At 66.8% G+C, this 13,871-nt stretch carries 16 protein-coding genes; 4 read left to right on the top strand and 12 right to left on the bottom strand.

Annotated elements, in window-relative coordinates:
* Nucleotides 1-184 precede the first annotated feature (184 nt).
* Both DDZ14_RS19505 and DDZ14_RS17715 read left to right on the top strand, forming a co-directional pair.
* On the top strand, nt 185-709 hold the full coding sequence (locus tag DDZ14_RS19505; protein ID WP_146193178.1) for a hypothetical protein: 525 nt from the start codon (nt 185-187) through the stop codon (nt 707-709).
* Nucleotides 710-712: 3 nt separating this feature from the next.
* Nucleotides 713-937 (top strand): DUF2783 domain-containing protein, encoded by a 225-nt coding sequence (locus tag DDZ14_RS17715; RefSeq protein WP_109426314.1) that lies wholly within the window; start codon nt 713-715, stop codon nt 935-937.
* Nucleotides 938-1,402: 465 nt separating this feature from the next.
* On the opposite strand, the gene dxs is transcribed toward DDZ14_RS17715, so the two are convergent.
* The 6 genes from dxs to DDZ14_RS17685 are packed head-to-tail and all read right to left on the bottom strand — an operon-like array spanning nt 1,403 to nt 6,659.
* A complete protein-coding gene (gene dxs / locus DDZ14_RS17710; RefSeq protein WP_109426313.1) occupies nt 1,403-3,337 on the bottom strand; it encodes a 1-deoxy-D-xylulose-5-phosphate synthase in 1,935 nt (644 codons plus the stop codon).
* Nucleotides 3,338-3,356: 19 nt separating this feature from the next.
* On the bottom strand, nt 3,357-4,226 hold the full coding sequence (locus DDZ14_RS17705) for a polyprenyl synthetase family protein (protein WP_109426312.1): 870 nt from the start codon (nt 4,224-4,226) through the stop codon (nt 3,357-3,359).
* Nucleotides 4,226-4,471, bottom strand: coding sequence for an exodeoxyribonuclease VII small subunit (locus tag DDZ14_RS17700; RefSeq protein ID WP_109426311.1), 246 nt, complete (start codon nt 4,469-4,471; stop codon nt 4,226-4,228). Before DDZ14_RS17700 ends, DDZ14_RS17705 begins: the two co-directional genes overlap by 1 nt.
* Nucleotides 4,468-5,403 (bottom strand): histone deacetylase family protein, encoded by a 936-nt coding sequence (locus tag DDZ14_RS17695; RefSeq protein ID WP_109426310.1) that lies wholly within the window; start codon nt 5,401-5,403, stop codon nt 4,468-4,470. Before DDZ14_RS17695 ends, DDZ14_RS17700 begins: the two co-directional genes overlap by 4 nt.
* A gap of 48 nt (nt 5,404-5,451) precedes the next feature.
* The gene (locus DDZ14_RS17690) at nt 5,452-6,159 is read right to left on the bottom strand and encodes a response regulator (RefSeq protein ID WP_233252636.1); all 708 of its coding nucleotides are present in this window, start codon (nt 6,157-6,159) and stop codon (nt 5,452-5,454) included.
* A complete protein-coding gene (locus tag DDZ14_RS17685) occupies nt 6,156-6,659 on the bottom strand; it encodes a MarR family winged helix-turn-helix transcriptional regulator (RefSeq protein WP_109426316.1) in 504 nt (167 codons plus the stop codon). The genes DDZ14_RS17690 and DDZ14_RS17685 overlap by 4 nt, the downstream gene beginning before the upstream one ends.
* Nucleotides 6,660-6,861: 202 nt before the next feature.
* Here DDZ14_RS17685 and DDZ14_RS17680 point away from each other — a divergent pair, with 202 nt between their 5' ends.
* The gene (locus tag DDZ14_RS17680; protein WP_109426308.1) at nt 6,862-7,731 is read left to right on the top strand and encodes a branched-chain amino acid aminotransferase; all 870 of its coding nucleotides are present in this window, start codon (nt 6,862-6,864) and stop codon (nt 7,729-7,731) included.
* A 108-nt stretch (nt 7,732-7,839) separates the two neighbouring features.
* Nucleotides 7,840-8,256: a hypothetical protein gene (locus DDZ14_RS17675; RefSeq protein WP_109426307.1), complete on the top strand. Its 417-nt coding sequence runs from the start codon at nt 7,840-7,842 to the stop codon at nt 8,254-8,256.
* Here the strand turns inward: DDZ14_RS17675 and DDZ14_RS17670 are convergent, their stop codons facing one another.
* From DDZ14_RS17670 to rsfS, 6 genes are all read right to left on the bottom strand, one after another.
* The gene (locus tag DDZ14_RS17670; protein ID WP_109426306.1) at nt 8,257-8,742 is read right to left on the bottom strand and encodes an RNA pyrophosphohydrolase; all 486 of its coding nucleotides are present in this window, start codon (nt 8,740-8,742) and stop codon (nt 8,257-8,259) included.
* Between the two features lie 61 nt (nt 8,743-8,803).
* Entirely contained in the window at nt 8,804-10,135 is a 1,332-nt protein-coding gene (locus DDZ14_RS17665; protein ID WP_109426305.1) for a S41 family peptidase, read from the bottom strand.
* A gap of 8 nt (nt 10,136-10,143) precedes the next feature.
* The gene (locus DDZ14_RS17660; RefSeq protein ID WP_109426304.1) at nt 10,144-11,292 is read right to left on the bottom strand and encodes a murein hydrolase activator EnvC; all 1,149 of its coding nucleotides are present in this window, start codon (nt 11,290-11,292) and stop codon (nt 10,144-10,146) included.
* Nucleotides 11,289-12,809 (bottom strand): 2,3-bisphosphoglycerate-independent phosphoglycerate mutase, encoded by a 1,521-nt coding sequence (gene gpmI, locus DDZ14_RS17655; protein ID WP_109426303.1) that lies wholly within the window; start codon nt 12,807-12,809, stop codon nt 11,289-11,291. The genes DDZ14_RS17660 and gpmI overlap by 4 nt, the downstream gene beginning before the upstream one ends.
* A gap of 84 nt (nt 12,810-12,893) precedes the next feature.
* On the bottom strand, nt 12,894-13,364 hold the full coding sequence (gene rlmH, locus DDZ14_RS17650; protein WP_109426302.1) for a 23S rRNA (pseudouridine(1915)-N(3))-methyltransferase RlmH: 471 nt from the start codon (nt 13,362-13,364) through the stop codon (nt 12,894-12,896).
* Entirely contained in the window at nt 13,365-13,727 is a 363-nt protein-coding gene (gene rsfS, locus DDZ14_RS17645; protein ID WP_109426301.1) for a ribosome silencing factor, read from the bottom strand.
* Nucleotides 13,728-13,871: the final 144 nt, after the last annotated feature.

Genomic DNA, 13,871 nt, shown 5'->3' with positions numbered 1-13,871 from the left:
CAGGATCCCGACAATCTGTTCTTCGGTGAAACGTGATTTGCGCATCGTCTGTTCTCCTCGTCATTTTGAACGTTACGAGAACAAACTCTCATTTTGAATGGCCCGGTTTTTTGGGGGCAGGTCAGCTGGTCATTCCGCCGATGCACTGCTGGATACATACCATGAAGAACGCAAGCATGGTGCAATGGAGAACATCAAGAACTCGTCGCGGTCCGCAGATTTCCTGACCCCGCGCAACCCTGCCCACGCCCTGTTCCGTGAGGCTGTGCTGGACTTGGTGGAGCATTACGACTTTGCCCGCCCGATGGTGAATTCCGGTCGACTGTCAGTACCTTGCACCTACGATCGTTCGTCGCTCAATGGGCCTGACTCTCTGCCCGGCGCTCCTGCCAGGTCGCGGCCCGGCAGTCCGTGCAGCGATGCGCCAGTGGGGGATGGTTTCCTCTTGGATCGCCTGCAGGGCACATTTGCCGTGTTGGCAATCAATGCTGCGGCACCCTCTAACATGAGCATTGCGGGCCAGGCGATTGATGTCATCACCCTTTCGACGGATGAGGACGTCAATGGCGCGCTTGCCAACCGCTATCTGGGCGACAACCCGTCGGCTATCTATCTGATCCGCCCAGATCAGCATGTCGTGGCAAGATGGAAGTCCCTGAATCCTGCGGAAATCGAAATCGCGCTGCGACATGCGCTTGGAAAGGCATAAGCGATGTCGGATCTAATTCTCGCACCCAACCTTGACTACACTGATGACTTTTACGCCGATCTTCTCAATGCGCATGACGGCCTGACGGAATCCGACATGCACGAGCTCAATGCACGTCTTGTCCTGATCCTCGCAAATCACATCGGCGATCAGGATGTACTGAGCCAGGCACTGGACGCCGCGCGCAGGGCGGCCGTCGTCAATTTCAGGAAGACGTTGAAAGAGTAAGGAGGTTCGCAGGGTGAAGATGGTCCGTCACAACACGGGCAGCTTTGCCAAGCGACCGTTATGAGAGGCCCGGGATCTCGACACAGAGCAGGAGCGGATCATCCGCGAATTTCTGCTGAAGTGATGTGGCAATAACTACCAAGGGTGAACTGCGCCGCCGCTCGCGGTATTGGCCGAATTTACGCTGCAATTCGCGGAACTGCGCTCTCCACCAACCGTAGAAATCGTGAGCTTCGGGTTCCCGAAACCAATATTTGCCATAAATACAATATCTTGTAACGAAACCGACCTAGCGCGCCAATAGCACTCCGCGCCCGGTGGAAGAACTGTGGAAGCTCAAATAGCCCGTTCAGAGGTGCTGTTATCCAGCTCCAGGACGCCGTGGTCGAGATACGGGGGCAAGCGTCCCTCCTTATCTTCTGACCCGGCAACGGGCCGAGTGGTGTCAGACGCGGCGGGCGGGCCTCAGGCCCGGCGGGTGTCCATGCTGGCCACGCCCAAGACTTCCAGCACCTTGGCCTCGATCTGTGGCGCGTTCATGCCGGCGACCTCGTACATGGCGGCGGGGCTGTTCTGGTCGATGAAGATGTCGGGCAGCACTATCGCACGGAATTTGAGCCCCGCGTCGAACACGCCCTCGTTGGCCAGAAGCTGCGCGACATGGGAGCCGAAACCGCCGACCGCGCCTTCCTCGATGGTGATCAGCGCTTCGTGCCGGGCCGCGAGATCGAGGATCAGGTCCCGGTCGAGCGGTTTGGCGAAGCGCGCATCCGCGACGCTGGGGGCGATGCCGCGGGCCTCGAGCCTTTCGCAGGCCGTCATGACCTCGGCCAGCCGCGTGCCGAAGGATAGGATGGCGACCCGCGCGCCGTCGCGGATCATGCGGCCGCGGCCGATCTCCAGCACCTCGCCGCGCTCCGGCATCTCGACGCCCACGCCCTCGCCGCGCGGATAGCGGAAGGCGATGGGCCCCTCGTCATGCGCTGCGGCGGTGGCGACCATGTGCACGAGCTCCGCCTCATCGGCGGCGGCCATGACGGTGAAGCCGGGCAGGTTGGCCAGGAAGGCGATGTCGTAGGCGCCCGCATGGGTCGGCCCGTCGGCGCCTACCAGCCCCGCGCGGTCGATGGCGAACCGTACCGGCAGGCGCTGGATCGCCACGTCATGCACCACCTGGTCATAGCCGCGTTGCAGGAAGGTGGAATAGAGCGCCGCGAAGGGCCGCATCCCGCCCGCGGCCATGCCCGCCGCAAAGGTCACGGCGTGCTGTTCGGCGATGCCCACGTCGAAGCAGCGGGCCGGGAAACGCTCGGCGAAGAGGTCGAGCCCGGTGCCGTCGGGCATTGCCGCCGTGACCGCGACGATGCGCGGATCGGCTTCGGCCTGCGCGATCAGGCTGCGCGCGAAGACCTTGGTATAGGAAGGCGCGTTCGACGGGCTCTTCTTCTGTTCGCCCGTCACCACGTCGAATTTCGAGACCCCGTGCCCCTTGTCGCTGGCGCGTTCGGCCGGGCCATAGCCCTTGCCCTTTCGGGTGATCGCGTGGATCAGCATCGGCCCCGTGGCCCGTGCGCGGACCGTGCGCAGCACCGCGAGCACCTGGTCCAGATCGTGCCCGTCGATGGGGCCGACATAGGAGAACCCCAGCTCCTCGAAGAGCGTGCCGCCCACGGTCATGTGCTTGAGCATGTCCTTGGCGCGTTTGGCGCCTTCCTGGAACGGCTGCGGCAGAAGGCTGACCGCGCCCTTGGCCGCGGCCTTGAATTCCTGGAACGGCGCCCCGGCATAGAGGCTCGAGAGGTAGCTCGACATCGCGCCGACCGGGGGCGCGATCGACATCTCGTTGTCGTTGAGAATGACGATCAGGCGCTTCTTCAGGTGGCCGGCATTGTTCATCGCCTCATAGGCCATGCCCGCCGACATCGCGCCGTCGCCGATCACCGCGATGCAGTCGCCGATCCCGTGTTCCGGGGTGCCGCCCAGATCGCGCGCCGCGGCAAAGCCCAGCGTAGCCGAGATCGAGGTGGAGGAATGCGCCGCCCCGAACGGGTCGTAGGGGCTTTCCGAGCGCTTGGTGAAACCCGAGAGCCCGCCGCCTTGGCGCAGGGTGCGGATGCGGTCGCGCCGGCCCGTCAGGATCTTGTGGGGGTAACACTGGTGGCTGACATCCCAGATCAGCCGGTCGCGTGGCGTGTCGAAGATCGCGTGCAGCGCCACGGTCAACTCGACCACGCCCAGCCCGGCGCCCAGATGGCCGCCGGTTTCCGACACCGCCGAAATCGTTTCGACGCGCAGTTCGTCGGCAAGCTGGTGCAACTGCGCGTCGCTCAGCCGCTTCATGTCGGCGGGGCTGGCGATCGTGTCCAGCAGCGGCGTGGCGGGTCTGGTCTCGTCGGTCACGGCGGGCCTCTTCCCCGGATTACATCTGGCGGGCAATAACGAAACGCGCGGTCTGCCGCAAGCCGTCCGCCGCCGCTCCATAGGGTGCGAGCGCGGCGCAGGCGGCCTCGGCCAGGTCGGCGGCGCGCGCCTTCGCCCCGTCGAGGCCCAGCAGCGAAACGAAGGTGGCTTTGCCGGCGGCGGCGTCCTTGCCCAGCCGTTTGCCCGCGATCTGCGCATCGCCTTCTACGTCCAAGATGTCGTCCGCGATCTGGAAGGCAAGCCCCAGCGCGTCGGCAAAGGCGCGCAGCGGGGCCGGGTCCGCACCGGCCAGATGCGCCCCGGCCTCCGCCGACCAGCCGATCAGGGCGCCCGTCTTGCCGGCCTGGAGCGCAGTGATCTCGTCGAGCCCAAGCGGTGCGGTGGCAGATTCGGCGGCGATGTCGCGGGCCTGGCCCAGTACCATTCCCTGCGCCCCCGCGGCGCGCGCGAGCCCGCCGATCAGCGCCAGCCGCCGGGCCGGGTCGGGGCAGGTTTCGGGGGCGGCGAGGATCTCGAAGGCCAGCGCCTGCAATGCGTCGCCGGCCAGCACCGCCGTCGCCTCGCCCCATTTGACATGGACGGTCGGCTGGCCCCGCCGCAGGTCGTCATCGTCCATGCAAGGCAGATCGTCATGGACCAGTGAATAGGCGTGGATGCATTCGACCGCCGCACCGGCACGCAGCGCGCCGGGCTCTGCCACGCCGTGCAGGCGCGCGCCTTCCAGAACCAGGAAGGCCCGCAGCCGCTTGCCGCCGCCCAGCGCATAGCGCATCGCTTCGGTCACGGGCTCATGGGGCAGGGGCGCCAGGATGTCGTCGAGCGTGGCCTGCACCGCGCGGGCGGCCTGCGCCAGCCGGTCGGGAAACATCACTTTCCGCTGGCCGGTGCCGTGCCGGTGGGCTTGCCTTCGGAGTCCAGGGTGATCTGGGCGACCTTTTCCTCGGCCTGCTTGAGCTTGGCCTCGCAATGGGCCTTGAGCGAATTGCCCCGCTCGTAGAGCGCGATCGACTGCTCCAGCGCCACCTCGCCGGACTCGAGCTGGCCCACGACCTTTTCCAGCTCCGCCATGGCGTCTTCGAAGCTCATGTTATCCACCGGTTTCTGGTCGCTCATTCGCTCCGCTCCATCAGGACCTTGACATGCGCCGCGGTTGATGCGGCCAGCGCAGGAAGATCATATCCGCCTTCGAGAGTCGAGACCACGCGCCCGCCCGCGTGACGTGCCGCAAGATCGCAGATCGCGCCCGTCACCCAGGCGAAATCCGCCTCGGTCATCATCAGGCTGCCCAGCGGATCGTCGCGATGTGCGTCGAACCCGGCGGAGATCAGCACCAGTTCCGGCGCGAAGGCCTCCAGCCGCGGCAGGATATGACCCTCGAAGGCCGTGCGCAGTTCGCGCCCGCCATCGCCCGCCTTGAGCGGCACGTTGACGATGTTGTCATGCGCCCCGCGCTCGTGCGCGGCGCCGGTGCCGGGGAAGAGTGGCATCTGGTGCGTCGAGGCGTAGAGCGCCCGCGCCTCGTCCCACAGCAGCGCCTGGGTGCCGTTGCCGTGATGCACATCGAAATCGACGACGGCCACACGCACCAGCCCGTGATGGTCGAGCGCGTATTTCGCCGCGATCGCGGCATTGCTGAATAGGCAGAACCCCATCGCCCGCTCGGCCTCGGCGTGATGGCCGGGCGGGCGCATGCCCACGAAGGCGTTGCCGGCCTCGCCCGCCAGCACCATGTCCACGGCGCGGATGTTGCCGCCCGCCCCGCGCGCGGCGGCCTCGAACGTGCCCGGCGACAGATAGGTGTCGGCGTCGATGGCGACGAACCCCTCCTCGGGCACCGCCCCGCGTAGTGCATCGATGTAAGGCTGGGGGTGGCAGCGGCGCAGGTCCTCGTCGCGCGCCAGCGGGGCCTCCTCGCGCAGCAGCCCGTCGAACTCGGGCGCGGCGAGCGCGGTTTCCACCGCCTTGTGGCGGGCGACCTGTTCGGGATGGCCCGGCGGCATCAGATGCGCCTGCCCGGCGGCGTGGTTCAGATAGGCGGTGGTCATGTTGCGGCGCCTTTCCTGTTGCGTACCCCACGCGCGCGGCGCGGCGGCTCAGTCCGGGGCCAGCATATAACCTGCGCCCCGCACGGTCTGCAAATAGCGCGGCTGCTTCGGGTCTTCCTCGATCTTGCGCCTGAGCCGGGTGATCTGCACATCCACCGCGCGTTCCTGCGCCTGCCCGCGGTCGCGGCCCAGATCCTCCACCAGCTTGGCGCGGCTGACGGGCATGTTGGGCGAGGTCGAGAATATCCGCATGAGTTGCGCCTCGGTCGCGGTCAGCCGGACCAGATCGTTGCCGCGCCACATCTCGCCACGGGTCATGTCGTAGCGCACCGGACCCAGTTGCAGCATCTTGGGCAGATCGATGTCCTCGGCTTGCTGCGGCACGCGGCGCAGGATCGCGTTGATCCTGAGCAGCAGTTCCTTGGGCTCGAAGGGTTTGGCCAGGTAGTCGTCGGCCCCGGCTTCCAGCCCGCGGATGCGGTCGCTGGCATCGCCCTTGGCCGTCAGCAGGAGGATCGGCGCCGAATTGGTCTCCCGCAAACTCTGGGTAAGCGACACGCCGTCCTCGCCCGGCATCATCACATCGAGCACCACGAGATCGAAGTCGAGCCCCGCCAGCAGCCGCCGTGCATGGGCCGCGTCGCGCGCGGCACTGACCCAGAAACCATTGCGGACGAGAAATTTCTGCAGGAGGGACCGGATCCGCTCATCGTCGTCCACGATCAGCAGATGCGCCTCGGCCATTTGCGAACTCATTGGCCGCCCCCGTCGCTCATCCCCTTGAAACGGGCGCGAAGACTCGGGTCCATCATGTGTTCCAGAACCTGCCGGAATCCGGCTACGGCCTCGGGTCCGGCGGCTCGGTAGGCCGCGCGCATCCGGCGGCGCTGCGCTTCGGACAGGTCGCGCTCCAGCGCCTCGCCGGCGGGCGTGAGGTAGAGATGGCGCTCGCGCTTGTCGCGGGTGCCGATGCGGCTTTCGACCAGCCCGTCCTCGATCAGCGTGCGCAGGACCCGGTTCAGCGATTGTTTCGTGACCCCGAGGATATGGAGCAGGTTGTTGACCGTCGTGCCGGGGCTGCGGTTGATGAAATGGATGGCGCGGTGATGCGCGCGCCCATAGGCGTAGTTCTCGAGGATGCGGTCGGGGTCCGCCGTGAAGCCGCGATAGGCGAAGAACATTGCTTCGATACCCTTGCGCAACTGTTCGTCGGTCAGGAAGAGCAGGCTTTCCCCGCCACTGGCCTGCTGGGACATGTTTCGGTCGGGCAGTGTCATGGCGCTCTCAATCACGAATGAAAAATCCTTCCGTCATAATATGTCAGCTTTATTGACTTTCCAAGAATCAAGTGTTAGCGCATCGTCGGTTCGGCGAAATAAAATGTCCGAAACGGACCTAAGTGACGCAACTAAATGAATATACCCGCTTACCCGCGGCATCAAGGATGAAGGGCACAACATGGCCGGAGCGTATGACGACCGCGATGGTATGATCTGGATGGATGGCAAGCTCATTCCATGGCGGGATGCGAATGTCCATATCCTTACACATGCGATGCACTATGCCTCCAGCGTGTTCGAGGGGGAGCGCGCCTATGGCGGCACGATCTTCAAGAGCCGGGAACATTCCGTGCGTCTGCGCCGTTCGGCCAACATGATCGATTTCGACATTCCCTACTCGGTGGACGAGATCGAGACCGCCAAGGCCGATGTCATGGCCGCCAACGGGCTGTCTGACGCCTATGTGCGGGCGGTGGCATGGCGCGGCGCGGGCGAGGATATGGGCGTCGCCTCGGCCCGCAACCCGGTGCGCATGGCCGTCGCCTGCTGGGAATGGGGCGCCTATTACGGCGACGCCAAGATGAAGGGCGCCAGGCTCGACATCTCGAAATGGAAACGTCCCAGCCCGGAAACCATCCCGAGCCACGCCAAGGCCGCCGGTCTCTACATGATCTGCACCATGTCCAAGCACGCCGCCGAGGCCAGGGGCTGTTCCGACGCGATGATGTTCGACTATCGCGGCTACGTGGCCGAGGCCACCGGCGCCAACATCTTCTTTGTCAAGGATGGCGAGGTGCATACGCCCACGCCTGACTGCTTCCTGAACGGCATCACGCGCCAGACGGTGATCGGCATGCTCAAGGACCTTCAGATCAAGGTGCATGAGCGCCATATCATGCCCGAGGAACTGGAAGGTTTCGAGCAGTGCTGGCTGACCGGCACCGCGGCCGAGGTCACGCCGGTGGGTCGGATCGGCGACTACAATTTCGAGGTCGGCGCGATGGCGCGCGACATCGCCACCCGCTACGAGCAGCTTGTGCGCGCCTGACCGGGGGCGTCACTCCGGACCGGTGCAATGTCGCCCGCAGCCGCATCTTAACGCGCCTTAAACCCTGTTCGCGAAGACTGCGCAGCGGTTCCCGATGGAGGGTCCCGCATGCGTCCGGGCCTCGTTGTCATTCTGCTGATCCTTGCCGTCGCTGCACCGGGTGTCGCGGCCTACAGCTACTACCTGATCACCGACGACCCTTATGGCCAGCCGCTCGGGATCACGCAGGAACGTCTTGCCGGCAAGGCCAAGGTGGAGGAACGCATCGAGGTCGTGGCTCGCGTCACCTGGCCCGGCCCGGACGCCGACGCCGCGGCGCAGGCGCGTCTGGGCCACGAACTCCAAGCCGCGTTCAGGTCCTTCGGCATCGTCGCGCATGTGGAATTCGGGTCAGCGGCCGCGGGGGCGCAGGGAAGCGTCGTCTACGAAGTCGGCGCCAGTCGCCTGGGCCCCTTCATGTTGGGGAATGCCGCGGCGGGCGTGCGCCCCGCAGTCGAGGCCTACCGGTTGTCGCAGGGGCGCTGATCAGGAAAAATGCGGCCGGAAAGCCGCGATCACATGGGCGTAGGTGTCGCGCTTGAAGGGCACGATCCGCTCCAGCACCTCGTCGGGCTCCAGCCAGCACCAGCGGGAAAACTCCGGATGCTCGGTGCGGATGTCGATCAGGCTGTCGTCACCGGTGAAGCGCAGCAGGAACCAGATCTGCTCCTGCCCCTTGTACTTGCCGCCCCAGAGGCGGGGCACCAGGTGATGCGGCAGGTCGTAGGGGATCCATTCCTCGGTCCGGGCGACGATTTCCACGGCCGAGGGCGGAATGCCGGTCTCCTCCCCCAATTCGCGCAGGGCGGCGTCCTGCGGGTCCTCGCCTTTCTCGATTCCGCCCTGCGGCATCTGCCAGGCGTCATAGGTGGAATCGAGCCGCTGCCCGGCGAAGACACGCCCCTCGGCGTTCATCACCATCACACCCACGCAGGGGCGGTAGGGAAGGCGTTCGATCTCGTCGGCGTTCATGTCGGACTCGCTCGAGTGACCCGGCGCGCGCGGCTTGCGGCCTGCGCGCGCCGTGCCAGTGTCACTTGATAGCTTCTATGGCCGAGATGCCGCGCAGCAGGTCCAGCGCATAGGCGAGTTGATAGTCCTCGTTGCGCAGCTTCGCGGCCGCTTCGGCCTCGAGCTCTTCCTCCTCGAGCTGCTTCTTCTCGTCTTCCGAGAGCGAGCCGTTCTCGAGCCGCCCGCGCAGATCGGCTTCGAACCGGCCGCGGCGCGGCACGGCTTCGTCCTCGGTCGGCTCGCGCGCGGGCTGCTGCTCGACCACGATGTCGGGCGACACGCCCAGCGCCTGGATCGAACGGCCCGAAGGCGTGTAGTAGCGCGCGGTGGTCAGGCGCATCGCCCCGTCGCCGCGCAGGGGCATGATCGTCTGCACCGAGCCCTTGCCGAAGCTCTTGGTGCCGACCACCACCGCGCGGCGGTGATCCTGCAACGCGCCCGCCACGATCTCGGAGGCCGAAGCGGAGCCGCCATTGATCAGCACGACCATCGGCTTGCCGTCCGACAGATCGCCGGCCTCGGCATTGTAGCGGTCGCTGTCGGCGGGGTCCCGGCCGCGGGTCGAGACGATTTCGCCGGCGTCCAGGAACGCGTCGGAGACCTTGATCGCCTGGGTCAGAAGCCCGCCGGGATTGTTGCGAAGATCGAGCACGATGCCGTTGATCTTGTCCATGCCGCCGGCTTCCTCGGCCAGTTCCTTGATGCCCTTTTCCAGGTTCGGATAGGTCTGGTCGTTGAAGGTCGTCACCCGCACGACGGCGGTGTGGCCTTCGAGCCGCGTGCGCACCGCCGTCAGTTCGATCGTGTCGCGCACGATCACCACTTCAAAGGGCTCGTCCACGTCTTCGCGCACCACGGTGATGGTGATCTCCGAGCCGACCGGCCCGCGCATGAGATCGACCGCTTCATTCAGGGTCAGACCCAGGATCGACTCGCCGTCCACATGGGTGATGAAATCGCCGGCCTCGATCCCGGCCTTGTCGGCGGGCGTGTCGTCGATGGGCGAGACGACCTTCACGAAACCGTCCTCCTGCGTCACCTCGATGCCCAGACCGCCGAACTCGCCGCGGGTCTGCACCTGCATGTCGTCGAAATCCTCGGGCGGCAGGTAGCTGGAATGCGGGTCGAGCGAAGTAAGCATGCCGTTGATCGCGGCCTCGATAAGCTCGGCCTCGTCCACTTCCTCGACATACTGGGCGCGGATGCGCTCGAAAATATTGCCGAACAGGTCAAGCTGTTCGTAGACACTGGCCTTCTTGTCAGCCTCCTGGGCGAGCAGTGGTCCGGCGATTTGCGAGGTCAGCACGATACCTGCGAACGTGCCCCCCAAAGCGGCCATGACGAATTTCTTCATCCCGTATCCTATTCCCGTTTCAGCGCGAACCATTCCGCCGGGTCCACGGGCACCTGATCGTGCCTGATCTCAATATAAAGCGTTTCCTGCCCAGTGGTACCACCGCTGGCACCGGCTGCCAGCAGAAATTCCTCCGCCGCGGCCTCCTCTCCCCCCAGAAAGCCCAGCGGCGCGCCGGCGGGCAGGATGTCTCCGACCTCACCATAGACGGTTTCGAGCCCGGCAATCACCAGCAGATAGCCGGAAGCCGGTTCAAGAATCATGACATTCCCGTAGTCGAGCAACGGGCCACGGTAGCGGATCGTGCCGGGGCAGGGTGCCGTGACGAGCGCGCGGGGCGGTGCGTTCAGTATCATGCCCGGCCGCGCGATCCCGGCGGCGTCGGCTTCTCCGAAGCCACGGACGGGTGTGCCAGGCGCGGGCAGGGGCAGGCTGCCCTTCGCCGCCTCGAAGCGCGGGGCGGGTGGCAATCCTGCGCCGCCGGCGGCGGTTTCCGGCTCCGGCAGGCTGGCGGCGAAACTTTCCAGCGTCTGGGCGCTTTCGGCCAGGGTGCGCATGCGCTCGGGGTCGGCGATGAAATGGCGGGGCAGGTCGGTCCGGTCGGCCACCGCCTTCGACAGGACGGCCCGCGCCGCCTGGACCCCGGCCAGACCTGCGCGCAGGTCCTCCGCCGCGGTTTCCTGAAGCGCCTGGAGGATATGCACCTCTTCCAGCCGGGCGCGCAGGCTTTCGGCCTCGGCCTGGAGCGACGGCGTGACCTCTGAGACCATCATCGCCGAGCGCGCAGTGCCCAGCGCGCCGCTGGGATGCAGCATAAGCAAGGGCGCGGGCGCGCGCTGAACCGACTGAAGCACGCCCAGCAGACGCGCCACCTGGGCGCGGCGCGCGTCGAATCGGGCGTGGATCTCGCCTTCCCGCATCGCCGCCTGCCGGATGCCCTCGCGCAGGGCCGAAAGCCCGTCCTCGTAAGCGCGGATTGTTTCGGTCAGCGCGGCGACCCTGTCGCGTGCGGTGTCGGCCGCTTCCAGCCGCCTTGCCGCCGCCTCGAGCGCGGCAGCCGCGCGCCGGGCGGTCTCCTCCGGCGCCGTTCCGGCCGCGGCGGGCAGGGCCGGCGCGGCGATCAGCAGCGCGGCCAGGAAAGCGCGCAGCGCAGTCATGGCACGATCAGGCTTTCCCCGGTCATCTCCGGCGGTTTCGGCAGGCCCATCAACTCCAGGACCGTGGGCGCCAGATCGGCCAGCCGTCCGGGCCGCAGCCGCGCGCCCGGCGGTCCGCCCACCATGATGACCGGCACGGGGTTGAGCGTATGGGCCGTGTGCGGTCCGCCCGTGACCGGATCGACCATGGTCTCACAATTTCCGTGATCGGCGGTGACGACCATCGCGCCCCCGGCCTCCTTCAGCGCCGCGAGCACCCGGCCCAGCCCGCGGTCCACCGCCTCGCAGGCTTTCATCGCCGCGCCCAGATCGCCGGTATGGCCGACCATGTCGGGATTGGCGTAGTTCACCACGATCAGGTCATAGCCCGCGCCGATCGCCTCCACCAGGCTGCCGGTCACTTCGGGCGCGGCCATTTCCGGCTTCAGGTCGTAGGTCGCGACCTTGGGCGAGGGGGGCATGAAGCGGTCTTCGCCCGGCTCCGGCTCCTCCTTGCCGCCATTGAGGAAGAAGGTCACATGCGGGTATTTCTCGGTCTCCGCCAGGCGGAACTGCCGCAGCCCGCGCGCCGCGACCCAGGCGCCCAGCGTGTTGACGATATCGCGCTTGGGAAAGACCGGATCGACATAGGCGTTATGGTCGTGGGAATACTCCACCATACCGGTCAGTGCAGCCAATTGCGCCCGCTTGCCGGTGTCGAAGGCGTCGAAGCCGGGCTCGCCGATGGCGCGCATGATTTCGCGTGCGCGGTCGGCGCGGAAACTCAGGAAAAAGACCCCGTCGCCGTCGCGCAGCCCGCCATAGCCACCGATGGCCGTGGGCAGGATGAACTCGTCGCGCTCGCCCCGTGCATAGCCGTCGGCCACGGCCTGTGCCGCGGTCTCCGCCGTCTCGCCGCGGCCCTGCGCGATCGCCCGGTAGGCGCGCTCGATCCGTTCCCACCGATTGTCGCGATCCATCGGGTAGTAGCGGCCGATCACGGTGGCGATGCGCGCGCCCTCGGGCAGGGCGGCCTCGAACTTCGGGATAAACCGGTTGGCGGATCTTGGCGCCACGTCGCGCCCGTCGGTGAAGGCATGGACCAGCACCGGCACACCGGCGCCCGTCAGAACTCGGGCCGCGGCCAGCACGTGGTTCATGTGACCATGCACCCCGCCATTGGAGATCACGCCCATCAGATGCGCCGTGCCGCCCGAGGCGCGCAGCGCCGCGATCAGCCGCCCGATCGCCTCTGTCTGCGCGAAACTGCCATCCTCGATCGCCAGGTCGATCTGGCCCAGATCCATCGCCACCACGCGGCCTGCCCCGATATTGGTGTGGCCGACCTCGGAATTGCCCATCTGCCCGGTGGGCAGGCCGACATCTGGGCCATGCGTGATCAGCGTCGAATGCGGGCAATCCACCATCAGCCGGTCGAAATTCGGCGTGTTGGCCAGCGCCGGCGCGTTCGCCGCGCGCGGCCCGCCCAGCCCCCAGCCATCCAGGATGCACAAGACTACGGGGCGAATGGCGGTCATATGGTCATCCTCGGGAACTCCTCGCAGCCTTCTAGGACGCCACCTGCGCGCGTGCAACCTTCGCTCGGGCGGGGCGGCACCGGGTCACGCCCGGTGATAGGGGCTGCCCGCCAGGATCGACGCCGCGCGGTAGAGCTGTTCGGTGAGCATCACCCGCGCCAGCATGTGCGGCCAGACCATCCGCCCCAGCGATAGCGCCACGTCCGCGCGGGCGCGCAGCGCGGGGTCGAGCCCGTCTGCCCCGCCGATCACGAATGCCGCGTCGCCGCGTCCCCCGTCGCGCCAGCGCGCCAGCAATGCGGCAAACTCGGGCGAGGACATGAGCTTGCCACGCTCGTCGAGCACGCAGACCGCCGCGCCGGCCGGCACAGCGCGTTCCAGCCGCGCCGCCTCCGCCGCCATGCCGCCGCCCTTGCGGTCCTCGACCTCGTGGAACGCGAGCGGCCCCAGCCCGAGCGCGCGCCCGCTGCGCTCCAGCCGTGTGGCGTAGTCGTCGATGAGGGTTTTCTCCGCCCCGGCGCGCAGCCGGCCGACGGCGCAGACATGCAGGCGCATTCAGCCCTTGTCTTGCCCGGCGGGCGTGGCCATCCACATCTTCTCGATCTGGTAGAACTCGCGCACTTCGGGGCGGAAGATATGCACCACCGCGTCGCCGCAGTCGATCAACACCCAGTCGCCCTGATCCTTGCCCTCGGTGCGCGTCTGCACACCCTTGTCCTTCAGACGGTCCGACAGTTTCTCGGCCATCGCCGTGACCTGGCGTGTCGAGCGACCCGAGGCGACGACCATGTAATCGGCCATCGCGGTGCGCCCGCGCAGGTCGATCGAGACCACGTCCTCGGCCTTGTCGTCGTCGAGTGAAGTCAGGATGGTGTCCAGCAATGCCTTGCTTGCCATCTCGTCTCGGGGCTTCGCCATCCGCGCCCCTGTTGCGGCCCCGCTTCCGGCCGCCGGTCCGTGTTGAGACAGAACGCTGTCCTCCTGTGGCATCCGCGCCGGCATTCAGCCCGCCCCGGCGCCGGGCGTATTTCCAATGTAGCAAAGCCGTCCTTCGATAACAAT

Source organism: Maritimibacter sp. 55A14 (genome assembly GCF_003122205.1).
Classification (GTDB): Bacteria; Pseudomonadota; Alphaproteobacteria; order Rhodobacterales; family Rhodobacteraceae; genus QEYE01.
Note: the sequence above shows the minus strand (reverse complement) of the source record. Positions and strands in the feature narration are given on the sequence as shown.